Origin of the sequence: Streptomyces sp. NPDC058663 (assembly GCF_042716745.1) — a bacterium.
In the GTDB taxonomy this organism is placed as follows: domain Bacteria; phylum Actinomycetota; class Actinomycetes; order Streptomycetales; family Streptomycetaceae; genus Streptomyces.
On the sequence record NZ_JBHXRV010000066.1, the window covers coordinates 27,032 to 42,773 of the forward strand.

General features: G+C 71.2%; 17 protein-coding genes. 8 read left to right on the forward strand and 9 right to left on the reverse strand.

The features are described 5' to 3' along the window. Positions 1-13: 13 nt before the first annotated feature. On the forward strand, positions 14-607 hold the full coding sequence (locus ACFWVV_RS33980; protein WP_384356994.1) for a GNAT family N-acetyltransferase: 594 nt from the start codon (positions 14-16) through the stop codon (positions 605-607). A gap of 142 nt (positions 608-749) precedes the next feature. Here the strand turns inward: ACFWVV_RS33980 and ACFWVV_RS33985 are convergent, their stop codons facing one another. Continuing rightward, a complete protein-coding gene (locus ACFWVV_RS33985) occupies positions 750-1,331 on the reverse strand; it encodes a TetR/AcrR family transcriptional regulator (RefSeq protein ID WP_384356991.1) in 582 nt (193 codons plus the stop codon). 154 nt (positions 1,332-1,485) lie between these two features. On the opposite strand from ACFWVV_RS33985, the gene ACFWVV_RS33990 reads away from it, so the two are divergent. From ACFWVV_RS33990 to ACFWVV_RS34000, 3 genes are all read left to right on the forward strand, one after another. Continuing rightward, positions 1,486-2,079, forward strand: a complete 594-nt coding sequence (locus ACFWVV_RS33990) for a dihydrofolate reductase family protein (RefSeq protein ID WP_384356988.1) — start codon at positions 1,486-1,488, stop codon at positions 2,077-2,079. A 5-nt stretch (positions 2,080-2,084) separates the two neighbouring features. Next, a complete protein-coding gene (locus tag ACFWVV_RS33995; RefSeq protein WP_384356985.1) occupies positions 2,085-2,672 on the forward strand; it encodes a dihydrofolate reductase family protein in 588 nt (195 codons plus the stop codon). A gap of 87 nt (positions 2,673-2,759) precedes the next feature. Beyond that, positions 2,760-3,515: a DUF6304 family protein gene (locus ACFWVV_RS34000; RefSeq protein ID WP_384356982.1), complete on the forward strand. Its 756-nt coding sequence runs from the start codon at positions 2,760-2,762 to the stop codon at positions 3,513-3,515. 179 nt (positions 3,516-3,694) lie between these two features. Here the strand turns inward: ACFWVV_RS34000 and snpA are convergent, their stop codons facing one another. After that, on the reverse strand, positions 3,695-4,348 hold the full coding sequence (gene snpA, locus ACFWVV_RS34005; RefSeq protein ID WP_384356979.1) for a snapalysin: 654 nt from the start codon (positions 4,346-4,348) through the stop codon (positions 3,695-3,697). A gap of 360 nt (positions 4,349-4,708) precedes the next feature. On the opposite strand from snpA, the gene ACFWVV_RS34010 reads away from it, so the two are divergent. Continuing rightward, positions 4,709-5,671 (forward strand): LysR family transcriptional regulator, encoded by a 963-nt coding sequence (locus ACFWVV_RS34010; protein ID WP_384356976.1) that lies wholly within the window; start codon positions 4,709-4,711, stop codon positions 5,669-5,671. Positions 5,672-5,834: 163 nt separating this feature from the next. On the opposite strand, the gene ACFWVV_RS34015 is transcribed toward ACFWVV_RS34010, so the two are convergent. From ACFWVV_RS34015 to sodN, 3 genes are all read right to left on the reverse strand, one after another. Continuing rightward, the gene (locus tag ACFWVV_RS34015) at positions 5,835-6,197 is read right to left on the reverse strand and encodes a hypothetical protein (RefSeq protein ID WP_384356973.1); all 363 of its coding nucleotides are present in this window, start codon (positions 6,195-6,197) and stop codon (positions 5,835-5,837) included. A gap of 211 nt (positions 6,198-6,408) precedes the next feature. After that, on the reverse strand, positions 6,409-7,968 hold the full coding sequence (locus ACFWVV_RS34020) for a DUF2079 domain-containing protein (protein WP_384356970.1): 1,560 nt from the start codon (positions 7,966-7,968) through the stop codon (positions 6,409-6,411). A gap of 318 nt (positions 7,969-8,286) precedes the next feature. Continuing rightward, a complete protein-coding gene (gene sodN / locus ACFWVV_RS34025) occupies positions 8,287-8,682 on the reverse strand; it encodes a superoxide dismutase, Ni (protein ID WP_384357051.1) in 396 nt (131 codons plus the stop codon). Positions 8,683-8,980: 298 nt separating this feature from the next. On the opposite strand from sodN, the gene sodX reads away from it, so the two are divergent. Continuing rightward, on the forward strand, positions 8,981-9,367 hold the full coding sequence (gene sodX, locus ACFWVV_RS34030; RefSeq protein ID WP_384357048.1) for a nickel-type superoxide dismutase maturation protease: 387 nt from the start codon (positions 8,981-8,983) through the stop codon (positions 9,365-9,367). Here sodX and ACFWVV_RS34035 read toward each other — a convergent pair. Further along, positions 9,271-9,900: a CGNR zinc finger domain-containing protein gene (locus tag ACFWVV_RS34035; RefSeq protein ID WP_384356967.1), complete on the reverse strand. Its 630-nt coding sequence runs from the start codon at positions 9,898-9,900 to the stop codon at positions 9,271-9,273. The two genes, sodX and ACFWVV_RS34035, sit on opposite strands and share 97 nt — an antisense overlap. Positions 9,901-9,993: 93 nt before the next feature. Between ACFWVV_RS34035 and ACFWVV_RS34040 the strand changes: the two genes are divergently transcribed. After that, entirely contained in the window at positions 9,994-10,770 is a 777-nt protein-coding gene (locus ACFWVV_RS34040) for a class I SAM-dependent methyltransferase (RefSeq protein WP_384356964.1), read from the forward strand. A gap of 131 nt (positions 10,771-10,901) precedes the next feature. Here the strand turns inward: ACFWVV_RS34040 and ACFWVV_RS34045 are convergent, their stop codons facing one another. The 3 genes from ACFWVV_RS34045 to ACFWVV_RS34055 form a co-directional block, all read right to left on the reverse strand. After that, complete coding sequence (locus ACFWVV_RS34045; RefSeq protein WP_384356961.1) at positions 10,902-11,663, reverse strand: amino acid ABC transporter ATP-binding protein; 762 nt, start codon at positions 11,661-11,663, stop codon at positions 10,902-10,904. After that, on the reverse strand, positions 11,660-12,724 hold the full coding sequence (locus tag ACFWVV_RS34050; protein WP_384356958.1) for an amino acid ABC transporter permease: 1,065 nt from the start codon (positions 12,722-12,724) through the stop codon (positions 11,660-11,662). The genes ACFWVV_RS34045 and ACFWVV_RS34050 overlap by 4 nt, the downstream gene beginning before the upstream one ends. Positions 12,725-12,848: 124 nt before the next feature. Further along, entirely contained in the window at positions 12,849-13,814 is a 966-nt protein-coding gene (locus tag ACFWVV_RS34055; protein ID WP_384356956.1) for an ABC transporter substrate-binding protein, read from the reverse strand. Between the two features lie 664 nt (positions 13,815-14,478). On the opposite strand from ACFWVV_RS34055, the gene ACFWVV_RS34060 reads away from it, so the two are divergent. After that, the gene (locus ACFWVV_RS34060; RefSeq protein ID WP_384356954.1) at positions 14,479-15,684 is read left to right on the forward strand and encodes an NADP-dependent malic enzyme; all 1,206 of its coding nucleotides are present in this window, start codon (positions 14,479-14,481) and stop codon (positions 15,682-15,684) included. The last annotated feature ends 58 nt before the right edge of the window (positions 15,685-15,742 follow it).

A 15,742-nucleotide genomic window follows, 5' to 3' on the forward strand; every position in this document is an offset into this window, starting at 1 on the left:
GACGGAGACGGGCATGGGCGTACGAATACGGCAGGCCGGCGAGGCGGACCGGGACGTGGTGCGGGACCTGCTGCACAGGGCGTTCCGGGAAGACCCGGTCAGCTCCTGGATCTTCCCCGGGCCCGAGCAGCGCGAACGGGCGCACCCGCTGATGATGGGGACCTTCGTCGACCTCGTGCTCGCCGAGGGGCGGGTGGACCTGGCGGACGAGGGTGCGGCCGCGGCCCTGTGGCTGGACATCCCGGCGGGGGAGCCCGAGGCCGACGACGGTGCCGCCCGGCTGCGCGCCGCCGTCGACCCGGACAACGAACGCATCGAGCTGATCGCCCATCTCCCCGCGAAGCTCCACCCGCACCACGAGGCGCACGCCTATCTGTGGATGATCGGCGTGGACCCGGACCGGCAGGGCGAGGGCCTGGGCTCGGCGCTGCTGGACCCGGTGCTGGAGCGCTGCGACCGCGAGGGGCGGGCCGCGTACCTGGAGGCGAGCACCGCCCGCAGCCGCGAGCTGTACCGGCGCCTGGGCTTTGACGACCACGCGACGCCGCTGCGGCTGCCGGACGGCGGGCCGCTGATGTACCCGATGTGGCGGGCCCCGCGGGGCTGAGCGGTCCGTGCTTCTCCGGTCCGGCGGGGGGACGCCAGGTCGGGGACACCGCTTCGGGGGCCACGTCGGGGGCATCGCTTCGGGGGCAGCGCTTCGGCGACGCCACGTCGCGGACGCCACCTCGGGGCCGCCGAGGGGACCGCTACTTCTCCGGGATGATGCGCTCCACCACCCGCTCCACCAGCGCGTCGAGCACCTCCGGGGAGCCGGTCATGACGTCGGGCAGCGTGAAGTGTTCGAGCAGCAGCCCGGTCATCGCCAGGAACAGCACCTGCATGTCCTCGGCGTCGCCCGGCAGCCCCCTCTCCTGGTGGAATTGCACGTTCCCCTGGAAGTCGCCGCCCAGCGTCCGGGTCAGCGCCTCGCGCAGAGCCGGCCGCCGGGTGGCCTCCAGCCGCAGCTCCAGCAGCGCCAGATAGCCGGAGCGTTCCGCGCTGATCCGGCGCACCAGCTCGTGCATGAAGTCCTTGACCAGCTCCCGGGACGGCTCGCGGGCCAGCAGACCGGCGAACGCGGCGGAGTCGGGCGTCATCCGCTCGTGCACCCGGCCCGCGATCTGCCCGAACAGCGCGTCCCGGTCGGCGAAGTAGTTGGACGCGGTGCCGGTGGGCACGCCCGCGCGGGCGTCCACCGCGCGGAAGGTCAGCCCACGCGCCCCCTCCGCCGCGAGCATCTCGATGGCGGCGTCCAGCAGTGCGGTCCTGCGTTCGGGGTTCCTGGCCATGGGCGGTTTCCACTTCCTGACTTGAGTCTCACCGGAGCCTTCCGATCTTCCCGCGGAAAAGGCTTGCACAACCACTACACCTGAAGCACTATAGCTGTCGTGGTTCGGGCGGACGCCTGCCACACTCCCGGATTCCCCGTGAAAAGGATCTCGCTTGCGCAAGCTCTCGTACTTCGTCGGTATGTCCATCGACGGCTTCATCGCCGCCCCCGACCTCAGCATCGACGCGTACCCGGTCAGTGAGGAGTTCCTCAAGGACTTCCTCATCGGCGAGTACCCGGAGTGCATTCCGACCCACATCCGCCGGCACTTCGGGGCCGACGACCGGCCCAACACGCACTTCGACACCATGCTCCAGGGCCGTACCACCTACCAGGCCGCCCTGGACATCGACCTTCCCAGCCCGTACGCGCACCTGCGCCAGTACGTGGTGTCCCGCAGCCTCGCCGAGGCCGGCCCCTCCCCGTCGCCCGACGTCGAGCTCGTGTCCGGCGACGTCGCCGCGAAGGTACGGGAGCTGAAGGCCGAGGAAGGTGGACTCGGCATCTACCTCGCGGGCGGCGGCCACCTCGCGGGCCAGCTCCTCGACGAGATCGACGAGATCGTCCTCAAGCTCTACCCGGTCGTCCTGGGCGACGGAGTCCGGCTCTTCACCGCCGGGTTCGACGTGCGTTCCTTCGCACTCGACTCCACCAGGACGTTCGCCAACGGCACCACCGTGCTCACCTACTCCCGGCTGAAGGGCTGACCCGCTTGCGCAAGCTCACCTACTACATCGCCACGTCCCTCGACGGCTTCATCGGCCACCCGGACACCGGCGACGGCGCGTTCTTCGAGCAACTGGCGAGCGGTGAGTACCACCGCTTCATGTGCGACGAGTTCGCCGACACCCTGCCCACCCTCGCCCGCAAGCACTTCGGCATCCATGACAGGCCGCTGACCCGGTTCGACACCGTCATCCAGGGCCGCAGGAGCAACCAGGTCGCGTACGACCAGGGCGTCACCAGCCCGTACGCGCACCTGCGGCAGTACGTCGCCTCCCGCACCCTCACCGCGTACCCGGACCCGGCCGTCGAGCTGATCCGGGAAGACCTGGTCGGCAAGGTGCGCGAGCTGAAGGCCGAGGAAGGCGGACTCGGCATCTACCTCTGCGGCGGCGGCGAGATCGCCGGCCGGCTGATCGACGAGATCGACGAGCTGATCATCAAGACGTACCCGCTCCTCGTCGGCTCCGGCGTGCCCATGGCGTCCGCCGGATTCGCCCCGCGCCGCTACGAGTTGGCGGATTGCCGGACCTTCGACAACGGTGCGATCGTCTCGACGTACCGCAAGGTCCGGTGACCCCGGGCCGGGGCGGCCGCCGCCGGCAGTGCGCCGCGGTGGCCGTCCTTGATCGGCGGCCCTCGCCGAAGCACTAAAGTCCCGCCCATGACAGGAGAGTCATGGGTCGGCTGGTACCGCGATCGCACCGGTACCCAAGCCCTCGCCATCAGCACCGACGGGCACCTTCTGCGTGCCCGCATCAGGGACGTCGAGTTCACCGGCACCAGCTTCGACGCGCTGCTGCCGACGGCCGAACCGCCCCCGGACGAGGCCGGCTTCACCCTGAGCGCCGAGGGCGCGCTGTGCGGCTGCGTACTGGAGTGGGACATACCGATGCCGGTGTACGACGCCGGAACGGTCCACCGGGCCGCCCTGCGCTGCCTGCTCACCCTCGGCCGCCCCGACCCGGCCGGCGGCCCGGGACCGGACCGTCTGCACCTCGGGCTCGCCCTGTACTTCGACGGAGCGCAGTACGAGTCCGGGCTCGCCGCGAGCGGATTCGCCGCCGCCCTCGCCGACATCCAACGGCAGCTGTCGCCGGGCTCCTACCTCAAGTCCTGTCTCTCGTGCGCCTTCTCCGACTACTCCCCGGCCACCGCGACCCCGCTCTTCGGCGGACTCGGCTGCTTCCGCGACGCCAAGGACGCCTACCGCGCGGCCGAGGGCGCGGAGGGCGTCGCCCTGCTGTGGGACCGGCGCGCGGGCTCCGTGCAGGAGACCCACCGCTGCCCGGACTTCGAGCGCCGTCCGGACGGCGCGACGGGCACAGGCCACCGCGGCCCCTTCCCGCCGCCGGCCGCCGCGCTCATCCACGTGCAGGGCGACTTCAGGCCACCGCAGCCGGTGGCCCCGACGGGCTGACCACATAGCTCCGCGCCCCCTGCGCGCATGCCGCCCCGCACACGCACGGGCACCCCTCCGCCGCTTCGGCCGGCGGCGGAGGGGTGCCCGTGGGGTGGCTCAGCGTGCGTCTGTCACCGTGCGCGCGTCAGCGTGCGTGTCACCCTGCGCGCGTCAGCGTGCGTGGCAGCGCTCTTCCGTCACCGTGCGGAGTTCATCGCGGCGGCGAGACCGTTGGCCCACAGCTGGTTGACCCGGGCGCGCTCCTGCGCGTTCGGGGTGGCGTTCTGGCAGGAGGGGCCGGGGCCGCCGCCGGACATCAGCTCGCTGCACGGGCCGGAGTAGCGGTCGGGGAGACCGAGGACGTGACCGGTCTCGTGGGAGGTGACGCGGGTGGAGTTGTACTGCTGGTTCTGCCGGTAGTCCAGGAAGATGTAGCCGCGGCCGTGCCCGTCGGTGCTGGCGTACGAGCCGCGCGGGTCATTGCCCTCGCGGTAGCTGAAGCTGGCGCCGGACGTGCTCTCCTGGAGCTTCACGTTGGTGACCGAGCTGTTCCAGATCTGGGTGGAACGGGCTATCTGGGTACGGAAGGACGGCGCGCTCGACGCGTTGTAGCGCACCGTGACGACCTGGATGCCCGGGTTCGCGGCCCGCTGCTTGGCCACCTCCTTCCAGACGGCCTGCTGGAACGCCTTGGTCGCGGCCGCGTTCTCCTTGGACTGCTCGTACGCGGAGTACGCGGCGGCCGGCGCCGAAGCCTGGCCCGCGGGAGCTGCGTTGGCGACGGGGGCCGCGCCGACCGCGGCGAGGCCGAGACCGGCGGCGGTGGCGAGAAGGGTGCGGGGGAATCTCATGTGGGGGGTCTCCCTGCTGGTCCGTGCCCGGTGGGGTCCGGGCTGGGGATGGGGACTTGCGAGTGGGACTGGGGAGAGTGTGGAGGAGCCGCGGGCAGCCGGGGATGATGTCAAACGGTGATAGCCCGGTGACATCCCCCCGGTGAACTCCGCTCAACGGGCCCGCCAACACGGGAGCCGACCACGCCCCGGTCCGTCCGCCACCTCAGGCCCCGGTCCGCCCGCCACCTCACGCCCGGCCCGTCCACCACCCCACGCCCCCGGCCCGTCCGCCAACCCCCGTACAGATCAAGCCACCTGCCGGCTCCGCTTTCCGGAGGCATCTGGTGCCGCCGCATGGCCCGTCCTACTCTCTGGCCCATGGAGCTCGAAGTGAGACACCTTCGTGCGCTGTGCGCGATCGCCGACGCGGGCAGCCTGCACAAGGCAGCCCGCGTGCTGGGCATGAGTCAGCCCTCCCTGACCACCCAGCTGCGCCGCATCGAGAACTCGCTTGGCGCCGAGCTCTTCTCCCGCCGCCGCACCGGCTGCCGCCCCACCCCGCTCGGCCAGACCCTGCTCAGCAGGGCCCGCCCCCTGGTCGACGGCATGAGCGCGCTCATCGCGGAGACCCGCGCCGAAGCCGCCCTCAGCACGCAGGGCGGGCCCACTCTGCGCATCGGCTCCACGGCCAGCCGGGTCGTCGCCGGCTGGCTGCGCGGACTCCGGCTGCGCCTCCCGGACACCGACACCACCCTCCACGTCGACGTCTCCGCCAACACGCTGCTGCGGATGGTGGCGGCGGGCTCGCTGGACGTGGCGTTCGTGCACGAGGTGGAGGGGTGCCCGCTGCGGCTGCCGCCCGGCCTGGAGATCCGCGTACTCCTCGACCGGGAGCCCCAGTTCGTCTCCCTCGCCGTCGACCACCCGGCCGCCGCCGCTCCCGTGGTCGACCTCGCCGATCTGGCCGCCGACCGCTGGATGGTCGACCCCAGCGTCGACGGTGAACGCGACGGTCTGCGCCGCGTCCTGGCCGCCGCCGGTCTCAACCCCCCGTTACTGCACGGCGACTACCTGACCGCTTCGTCCCTCATCGTGATCGGCGAGGCGGTCGCCCCCTGCCAGCCCACCTCGGGCCCCCGCGACGACATGGCCATCCGCCCCCTGCGCGACGACCCCCTGGGCGTACGCCTGCTCCTGGCCGCCAGGCCGGGCCTGCCGGAGTTCCCCCTGCTGTACGAGGACCTGGAAACGGCCTACCGCGACGCGGCACTGCGCGCGGAGGGATACCGGGAGTGGCTGCGCAGGGCGGGGAGCCCGTTGCTGGAGGCGGCGCCGGCGTAACCCCCCGGCGCGTGGGCCGGAGCTGAGGCACACACAGGAGGGCCCCGCCACGACGGGGGAACGTGGCAGGGCCCTCGTACGGACGCGTGCCCCGGGGTAAGGGGGTCATGCGTGGCGCACCCGGAACTTCTCTCTCCGGCGGCGGTCGTCACCCGCCGCCGGGCTACTGCTTCGCGCCCTCTCCTGGCACCTTGCCGTCCTGGAGGATGTCGGCCACCGAGTTGGCCTTGCGTACGGCGTCCGCGTACTCCTGGCCGTACTCGCCCTTCGACAGCCCGTCGCAGACGGGCGGCTTGACGATGTCCCGCTTGGGGTCGGCCCGGTCGGTCAGCTTGTCGCCGAGTGCTTTGGCGCAGGCGCGGGCCGCGGGGCTCTTGGCCTTGAGCGTGGGAGTGGCCACCGGGGTGGCGGCGCCGGTGGGGCGGCTGGGCGGCGGGCCGTCGTGGGGCTCGGCCGAGCAGGCGGTGGTCAGGGTGGCCAGGACGGCCAGGAAGAGGGCCGCGGCGGCGGTACGTGGCATGCGCATGGCTCCGATTCTGCCGTGGGGCGGAGGCCTGTACACCCCGGTTGACCAGCCATGACGAGGCTGTGGCGGGGCTGTGACGCAGGGGTGGCGGGGGCGGGTAGCCGTTGCGGCCGGGGGCGCGGGACGCCGGTGCGGCTGCCGGGGCGCGGGACGCCGGTGCGGCCGGGGTGCGGGACGCCGGTGCGGCCGGGGTGCGGGACGCCGTTGCGGGCTACGGCCTGCGCAGGAGGGTGATGCCGTCCCGCTCCGTCACCTCGACGTAGCCGTGCTCGCGGTAGAGCCGGAGCATCTGTTCCGTACGGGCGGTCGGGCAGGGCACCTTGACCGTCGGGTCCGTGCGGTCCGAGACCACCCAGCGCGGCGGATCGGCCGGAAGGGCTGTCGGGTGGGCGGGGTCGGGTCCCGTCCCGTAGCAGACCAGGCTCACCGTGGTGCGTGAAGTGAGCATCGGGGCAAGGCGGTTGGAGGACGCCACCGTGTCGCCGTCCGGGATGAGATCGAGGATTTCGCGGGCCACGGTGACATGGCGGGGGGTCTGCCAGGAGGACGGGAGGACCAGGTCGTGCAGCGGGTAGACAGCCGCGGTCACCGCGGTGAAGGCGGCCGAGAAGGCGAGTGCCCGGCGGCGCCGCGGACCGCTGAGCAGGTCCTTGCGACGGCTCAGTACGTCCACGAAACCCGCGAAGAGCACCGGCATCAGGATCGCGCTGTAGTGGAAACCGGGCTGCCAGTAGTGCTCGTTGCCCGCCACGAACCGCCACGCGAGCGTCGGCACGCAGAGCAGCAGCAACGGCGAACGCACGCCGACGAAGGCGACCGGCGCCGCCAGCATGAGCAGCAGCAGCCACTTCATCGGCGGCCACAGGACACCCAGGGCGAGCTGGAGCACGTTCCCCGACGGGGAGGCCCCGTCGCCCGGTATCTGGTTCCAGTAGGCGAACGCGCCACTGGGATTCATCGCGGGAAGCAGCACCAGCATCTCCACCGCGGTGCCCGCCACTCCGAGAACCACCACCCCCGCTCCCAGCAGAAGACGGGAACGGGTACCGGCGGGCGGTGTCGCGGGCCGCGCGGCCCGCCGCTCCCGCAGCGCCTGCCAGCCGATGTACGCGCCGACGGCGGCGAGGGTGAGCCCGAGGTCCTCCTTGACCAGCAGCAGCGGCGTCGCCCACAGCGCCCCCGCCCACCACCTCCGCTGCCCCAGCGCGACCGCGCTGAACGCCAGCAGAGGCACCGCGAACGCGATCTCGTGGAAGTCCTTCGCCGCCGCCGACACGACCCCCCAGGACGCCCCGACACCGCACCCCACCACCAGCGCGGCGACGGGCCCGACCGCGCGGTGCGCCCACCGGGTCAGCGGAAAACAGGCCAGCGCGAGCAGCGCCGACTGCACGACGAGCAGGGTGACCCCGCTCGGGAAGAGCCGGTAGACGGGCGCGACGAGCACCAGGATCGGGTGGAAGTGGTCGCCGAGGAGGTTGAACCCCGGCCCCTTCAGCTCGACGATCGGAGCCTGCCCGCGCGCGTAGGCGGCGATGGCCTGCTCGAAGATGCCGAGGTCGAAACCGGCGTTGAGCATGCGGTTGTTGCGCAGAACGGCGACCGTGGCGTACAGCACGAAGAACAGACCGGTCACCGACCAGGCGACAGCCCTGGGCCCGGGCAGCCGGCGCCGCAGTACGGACACCCGGTCGTACGGTATTCGCCCGGCCGCCGCCCACGACGGTGTCCGCGTGGCCGCCGCACCGCTGTCCCGCACCGTCGCTGCCACCGTGGTCTCCATCTGCGTCTCGCCGTCCCGTGCCGTGCGCCCTTCGCGCCGCAGGCATCCCGGAGCGCCGTGATCCACCGCGCCCCCGCCCGGGCGTCAACGTACGGCGAGCACCAAAAGGTTTCCAAGTCCGGCCGCGGGTGCCCCCGGGCGCCAGGGCGCGTGAGGCCCGCCCGGAGCAGCCCGCCCGGCCCGCCAAAGACCGCACCCGGCCCGCCAGGAACGCCCCGAGGGGCGGACTGCGGACCGGGTGCGGTCAGACCGGGTGCGGTCACCGAGCGCGGCAGGGCGTGGGGCCCGGCCGGGACGGAGGAGGCGTCAGGCCTTCTTGGTCTCCCAGAAGATGCGGTCGATCTCGGCGATGAGCTCAAGGGCCTTCTCGCCGGTCTTCGGGTCCGTGGACGCCTTGGCGGCCGAGAGGGCCTTCAGGGTGTCGTTCACCAGCTGGTGCAGCTGCGGGTACTTCTCGAAGTGCGGCGGCTTGAAGTAGTCGCTCCACAGCACCGAGACGTGGTGCTTGGCGAGCTCCGCGCGCTGCTCCTTGATGACGACGGCGCGCGCCTGGAAGTGCGCGTCGTCGTTGGCGGCCATCTTTTCCTGGACGGCCTTGACCGACTCCGCCTCGATACGGGCCTGGGCGGGGTCGTACACACCGCAGGGGAGGTCGCAGTGGGCGCTGACCTTGATCTTGGGGGCGAACAGGCGGGAGAGCATGTGCATCGCATCCTTCCTCGTGATCGTCTTCTCAAGGGGGAGATTACTCCGTGAGGAAGGGCTTTTCGCGAGTGCCCCCATGGGCTTACGTCAAAAGTCCCGGGTCACTATGGGACCAGGGGGCGGTGGGAACAGGAACCGGGAGGTGCCGCAGATGACGGAGAGCGGGCGGGCGCGGGACGGGCTGGAGCGGTGCGAGTCGCCGGCCTCGGGGCTGGAGCAGCGCGAGCCGCCGGCCTCGGGGACGGAGTTCCGGGAGCCGCCGCCCCCGGGGCAGGAGGCAGGGGCGCCGTTCGGAATCGCCGAGGTGACGGGGCACTCGATGGTGCCCACGCTGTTGCACCGGGACCGGGCGCTGGTGCACTACGGCACGCAGGTCCGGCCGGGTGACGTGGTGATCATGCGGCACCCGTTGCAGCAGGACCTGCTGGTCGTGAAGCGGGTCGTCGAGCGCAGGGAGGGAGGGTGGTGGGTGCTCGGGGACAACCCGGACGCCGAGGTGGTCGACTCACGGGCCTTCGGGCCCGTGCCGCCCTCGCTGGTGCTGGGGCGGGTGCGCGGCAGGTACCGGCCGGTGCAGGCGGGGCGTCAGCGGTCGGTGGGGACGGTGGTCTCGTGGCTGGTGTCGGCGGTGCGGCCGGTGCTGGCGGACCGTTCCGTCTCCAGGCGCTTGCGGGCCCGGTAGGCGGCGACGTTCGCGCGGGTCGCGCAGCGGTCGGAGCAGTAGCGGCGGGAGCGGTTGGTCGAGGTGTCCAGGTAGGCGTTGCGGCACGGCAGTGCCCGGCACAGGCCGAGCCGGTCCGCGCCGTGCTCGGTGAGGTGGAAGGCCAGGCCCATCGTCGCGATCGCCGCGTAGCCCGCGGTCGCGTTCGAGGGGTGGTCGGCGAGGTGCATGTGCCAGTCGGGGCGGCCGTCGTCCTTGCGGGTCTGGTGCCCCGAGATCTGCGGGCTCACCGGGAATTCGAGCAGGAGCGAGTTCAGGAGGTCGACGGAGAGGGTCTCGTCGTCGGTGTCGGCCGCCTCGAAGACGGCGCGCAGCCGGGCCCGTACCGACCGGAAGCGGGTGACGTCCGCGTCGGTCGCGCGCCGCGCCGCCTGCTGGTTGGCACCGAACAGGTCGCGTACGGCCTCCACGGTGGTCAGGGCGTCCTTGTTGCGGGCCGGCTCCTCGCTGTTCACCAGGCGTACGGCGTAGTCCGCGTAATAGGCCAGTTCCACTTGTAGTCCTTACTGGGGCGGTCTAGTCTCGGCGCGAGCGTCTAAGTAATAGGCGGTTCGAGGTCGAGGGTATTACGAGAGTGGGTGGTTTCCATGTCGGGTGCCGTGAGCGGTGCGGCGGACGGTGGCGCTGACTGGCAGGCCTGGCAGACGGGCTGGGACCGGCAGCAGGAGTGGTACATGCCCGACCGCGAGGAGCGGTTCAGGGTGATGCTCGACATGGTGGAGGCGTGCGTCGGGCCGAGGGCCCGGGTGCTCGACCTCGCGTGCGGTACGGGAAGTATCACGGACAGGCTGCTCCGGCGGTTCCCCGAGGCGACCAGCACGGGTGTCGATCTCGATCCCGCACTGCTGACCATCGCGCGCGGCACCTTCGAGGGGGACGCACGGGTGCAGTTCGTGACGGCCGACCTGATGGACCCCCAGTGGCGCGCCAAGCTCCCGTACGAGACGTACGACGCGGTACTTACCGCCACCGCCCTGCACTGGCTGAAGCTGGGGCCGCTCGCCACCCTCTACTCGCAGCTCGGTGAACTCGTGCGCGAGGGCGGGGTGTTCATGAACGCGGACCGGATGAAGGACACCTCCACACCCCGCATCAACGCCGCCGAGCGCGCGCTGCGGCACGCGGCGATGGAACGGACGAAGGCGGACGGCGTCAAGGACTGGGCCCAGTGGTGGCAACTGGCCGCCGCCGACCAGCTGCTGGCCGGCCCGACCGCCGAGCGGTTCGCGATCTTCGGGGAGCACGCGGACGGTGAGACCCCCTCACTGGACTGGCACGCGGCGACCCTGCGCGCCGCCGGGTTCGCGGAGGCCCGCGCGGTGTGGGCCTCGCCCTCGGACTCCCTGGTGCTCGCGGTGAAGTAGGGACTGCCGGGAGACGCGGTGGGGGCGTGGGCCAGGCGCGGCGGCGGGGTGTTGGCCGGGCACGGCTGTGGGGGCGGTACGGAGATCCGTACCGCCCCCACAGGAGCACCACCCCGGGGCTCGCCCGAGCCCTACAGCACCTTCGACAGGAACGACTTCGTCCGGTCGTGCTGCGGATTCGTCAGCACCTCGCGCGGGTGTCCCGCCTCGACGACGACGCCCTCGTCCATGAAGACCAGGGAGTCCCCGACCTCCCGGGCGAAGCCCATCTCGTGCGTCACGACGATCATCGTCATGCCCTCCTCCGCCAGCGAGCGCATCACGTCCAGGACGTCGCCCACCAGCTCGGGGTCGAGCGCCGAGGTCGGCTCGTCGAAGAGCATCAGCTTCGGCTCCATCGCCAGTGCGCGCGCGATGGCCACCCGCTGCTGCTGGCCGCCGGAGAGCTGGGCGGGGTAGTTGCCCGCCTTGTCGCCGAGGCCGACCCGGTCCAGGAGCCGCACGGCCCGCTCGCGGGCGACGGACTTGGTCTCGCCCTTGACCTGGACCGGCGCCTCCATGACGTTCTCCAGCGCCGTCATGTGCGGGAAGAGGTTGAAGCGCTGGAAGACCATGCCGATGTCCCGGCGCTGACGGGCGACCTCGCTGTCCTTCAGCTCGTACAGCTTGTCGCCCTTCTGCCGGTAGCCGACCAGCTGGCCGTCGACCGAGAGCCGGCCCGCGTTGACCTTCTCCAGGTGGTTGATGCACCGCAGGAAGGTGGACTTGCCGGAGCCCGAGGGGCCCACCAGGCAGAACACCTCACCGGTGGCGACCTCCAGGTCGATCCCCTTGAGGACCTCGACGTGGCCGTACGACTTGTGGACGTTCTCGGCCTTCACCATGGTGCTCATCGGACTCCACCCCTGCCGCTGAGGCTCAGCATGTTTGCCTTGATCTTCTGGAGCGGGGTGGCCGGCAGCGAGCGCAGCGAGCCCCGGGCGTAACGCCGCTCGAGGTAGAACTGGAAGACGCTGAAGACGCTCGTCATCACCAGGTACCAGATGGCCGCGACGAAGAACATCTCCATCACGGCGTACGACGTCGAGCCGATCGCCGACGTCGAGCGCAGCAACTCGTTGTACGTCACCGCGTACACCAGCGCCGAGGTCTTCAGCATGTTGATGAACTCGTTGCCGGTCGGCGGCACGATCACCCGCATCGCCTGCGGGATCACGATCCGGCGCAGCGTCTTGGCCTGGCTCATGCCGAGCGCCTGCGAGGCCTCGGTCTGGCCCTCGTCGACGGCCAGCAGGCCGGCCCGGCAGATCTCCGCCATGTACGCCGCCTCGTTCAGGCCGAGGCCCAGCAGCGCGCACAGGAACGGGGTCATCACGTCCGTCATCTCGTCCTTGTACAGCGGACCGAGATTGAGGACGGGGAAGATCAGCGCCAGGTTGAACCACAGCAGCAGCTGGAGGTAGACCGGCGTGCCGCGGAAGAACCAGATGTAGAGCCAGGCGACACCGCTGGTCACCGGGTTCTTGGAGAGCCGCATCACGGCCAGCACGATGCCGAGCACCACGCCCATCACCATGGCGAGCACGCTGATCAGCAGCGTGCGTCCGGCGCCCGCGACGACGGTGTCGTCGAAGAGCTTGTCGCCGACCGCGCTCCACTGGATGTCGCCCTGGGAGAACGAGTACCCGATCAGGAGCAGCAGCGCGATGACGATCACGCCGCTGACCCAGCGCCCGTAGTGGCGCACGGGGATGGCCTTGATGATCTCGCCCGGGGGCGAGGACGCGATGACCGCCGTGGCCGCCGGGGCGGATGACCCGCCGTCCTTGGCCGCCGGGGCGGAAGATCCGCTGTCCTTGGCCGCCGGGGCCGAGGATCCGCTGTCCGTGGACGCCGGGGCGGCGGACCCGCCGGGGGGTGCGTCGGCGGGCTCCTTGCTGAACTTCTCAGTCATGACGACTGCCCTTCAGTGGTGCTCAGAGGTACGGCGCGGCCGGCGCGGGCACCGCACGCGCGGGGCACGCCCGCGGAGTGCGGGGTGCGCGCCGGCGGTGTGCGCCGGCCGGGACGAGTCGGGACTACTTGCCGCTGTTGATGGCCGCGGCCTCGATCGCGCCGGTCTGGGCGCCCCACTTCTCCAGCACCTTCTTGTACGTGCCGTCCTTGATGATCGCGTCGACCGCTTCCTTGAGCACGTCGCGCAGCTTGGTGTTCTTCTTGTCCACGGCGATGCCGAACGGGCCCGCCTCGAACTGCTCGCCGACGACCTCGAAGGTGTTGCCGCCGCCGGCCTTGCGGGCCAGGTCGACCGCCACCGGGTAGTCGTTGACGCCGGCCACCACGCCGCCCGCCCGCACCCGGGTCTGGGCCTCGGTGTCGTTCTCGAAGGACTTGATTTCGACGGCCTTGTTGCCGCCGTCCGTGCACTTCTTCGACAGCGTCTTCAGGGCCGTCTCGTACGTGGTGCCCATCTGCACGCCGACCGGCTTGCCGCACAGGTCGTCGAAGGACTTGATGCCCGCGGCGTTGCCCTTCTTGACGTACACGGCGGTGCCGGCGACGAAGTAGTCGACGAAGTCGACGCCCGCGCCCAGCTTCTTGCCCTTGTCGTCCAGGCCCTCCTGGCGGGCCTTGGTGTCCGTGATGGAGGACATCGCGGCGTCGTAGCGGCCCGCGTTCACGCCGGTGACCAGGGTGTCGAACTTGGCGTCGGTGAACTTGACCTTGACGCCCAGCTTCTTGCCGATCTCGGTGGCGATGTCGGGGTCGACGCCGACGATCTGGCCGCCCTCCTTGGACTCCATCGGGGCGTACTCGGCGTTGGTGCCGATCTCCAGCGTGCCCTTCTTCTGGATTGCCTCGGGGAGCTTGGCGAACAGCGCGTTGCCATTGGCGGCCTTGTCGCCGCCGCCGCTCTTCTCGCCGTCGCCGGCGCCGGTCTGGTCGCCGCAGCCGGTGAGCACCAGGGCTCCGGCGACCGCGAGCGCGCCGACCGCTGCTATGCGGGAACGAGCGGCCTTGCGGCGGGGGGTGCGTGCGGTCATGGGGGTCCTCCGGCAGATGAGGGTGTGACGTACGGGGTGCCCGGGGCACTGTTTCCGAGCATTTCGCCCGGTTGCTCCAGGCATTTCGCCCGGTGGTTCCGGGCAGGGCGCGGTGGTCGAGCACGCGGCTCTGGGTGGGACGACCGGGGTGCGACCAGGTGTGATGACGGCATCTTGCCATTCGGACCCGGTCAATAAGGGCGTCACTCATGTCAAAATCAGATAACGGGTGATCCCCGTGCCTCTTCGGGCCGGTACATCAAGGCCGGACCTTCTGCGGGAAGTTGGCTCAGGGACCGGAGAATCTGCGGCCCATCTCGCGATGTGGATACCTCACAAGCCGCGAAAGGGGACAAGGCCACGACTTGTGGGTACGTTTTCCGACATCGGGCCATGAGTCATCCCACATCGCCTCGGCGAGCTGCCCGTAATCGGTCACGGCACCGATACGGACTCGTCGTCGAAGTGCCTGGTCCGGTAAGAAGGACCCTTACACCCCTCATCCGGGGCCCAGGGCGCGTGTGCGGCGCGCCCGCGCGTTCGTACCTCCCCCTGCCAGGGCGGGCCAACCCGTCCAGGGCAGGGCGCGGACGCGGACCCGCCCACCCCTCCTCAACCAGGAGTGGCCACCCTCAACTGATGAAGAATTAAGGGGTAAAAGAACATGGCAGCGGAGATCGTCAATCCCGAAACCGGTACGGGCGCTGGGCTGGATGAGCCCTTCGACCCGGCCTTCGCGCTCCACCGGGGCGGCAAGATGGCCATCCAGGCCACCGTCCCCGTGCGCGACAAGGACGACCTGTCCCTCGCTTACACACCCGGTGTCGCCAAAGTGTGCACCGCCATCGCCGAGCAGCCCGAGCTGGTCAACGACTACACCTGGAAGTCGAACGTCGTCGCCGTCGTCACGGACGGTACGGCGGTCCTCGGTCTCGGTGACATCGGCCCGGAGGCCTCCCTCCCGGTCATGGAGGGGAAGGCGATCCTCTTCAAGCAGTTCGGCGGCGTGGATGCCGTGCCGATCGCTCTCGCGACCACCAACACCGACGAGATCGTGGAGACCGTCGTCCGGCTGGCCCCCTCCTTCGGCGGGATCAACCTGGAGGACATCTCGGCGCCGCGCTGCTTCGAGATCGAGCGCCGCCTCCAGGATGCCCTGGACATTCCGGTCTTCCACGACGACCAGCACGGCACGGCCGTGGTCACCCTGGCCGCCCTGCGCAACGCCGCCCGGCTGACCAAGCGCGACCTGGGCGACCTGCGCGGCGTCATCTCCGGCGCGGGCGCCGCGGGCGTCGCCATCGCCAAGTTCCTCCTGGAGGCCGGACTCGGCGACGTCGCCGTGGCCGACCGCAAGGGCATCGTGAGCACGGACCGCGACGACCTGACGCCGGTCAAGCGCGAGCTGGCCGAGCTGACGAACAAGGCGGGCCTCTCCGGCTCCCTGGAGTCGGCCCTGGCCGGCGCCGACGTCTTCATCGGAGTCTCCGGCGGTACCGTCCCGGAGTCCGCGGTCGCCTCGATGGCCCCGAACGCGTTCGTGTTCGCCATGGCCAACCCGAACCCCGAGGTGCACCCGGACGTCGCCCACAAGTACGCGGCGGTCGTCGCCACGGGCCGCTCGGACTACCCGAACCAGATCAACAACGTCCTCGCCTTCCCCGGCATCTTCGCGGGCGCCCTCCAGGTGCGCGCCACCCGGATCACCGAGGGCATGAAGATCGCCGCCGCGAACGCGCTGGCGGACGTCGTGGGCAACGAGCTCGCCCCCGACTACGTCATCCCCTCCCCGTTCGACGAGCGCGTCGCCCCGGCGGTCACCGCCGCGGTGGCCACCGCCGCGCGGGCGGAGGGCGTGGCGCGGCGCTAGTCGCCGCGCTGCCGCTGTTCTACGTGTACGGGCCGCGCCCGTGCCCCCGGTGCGGGGG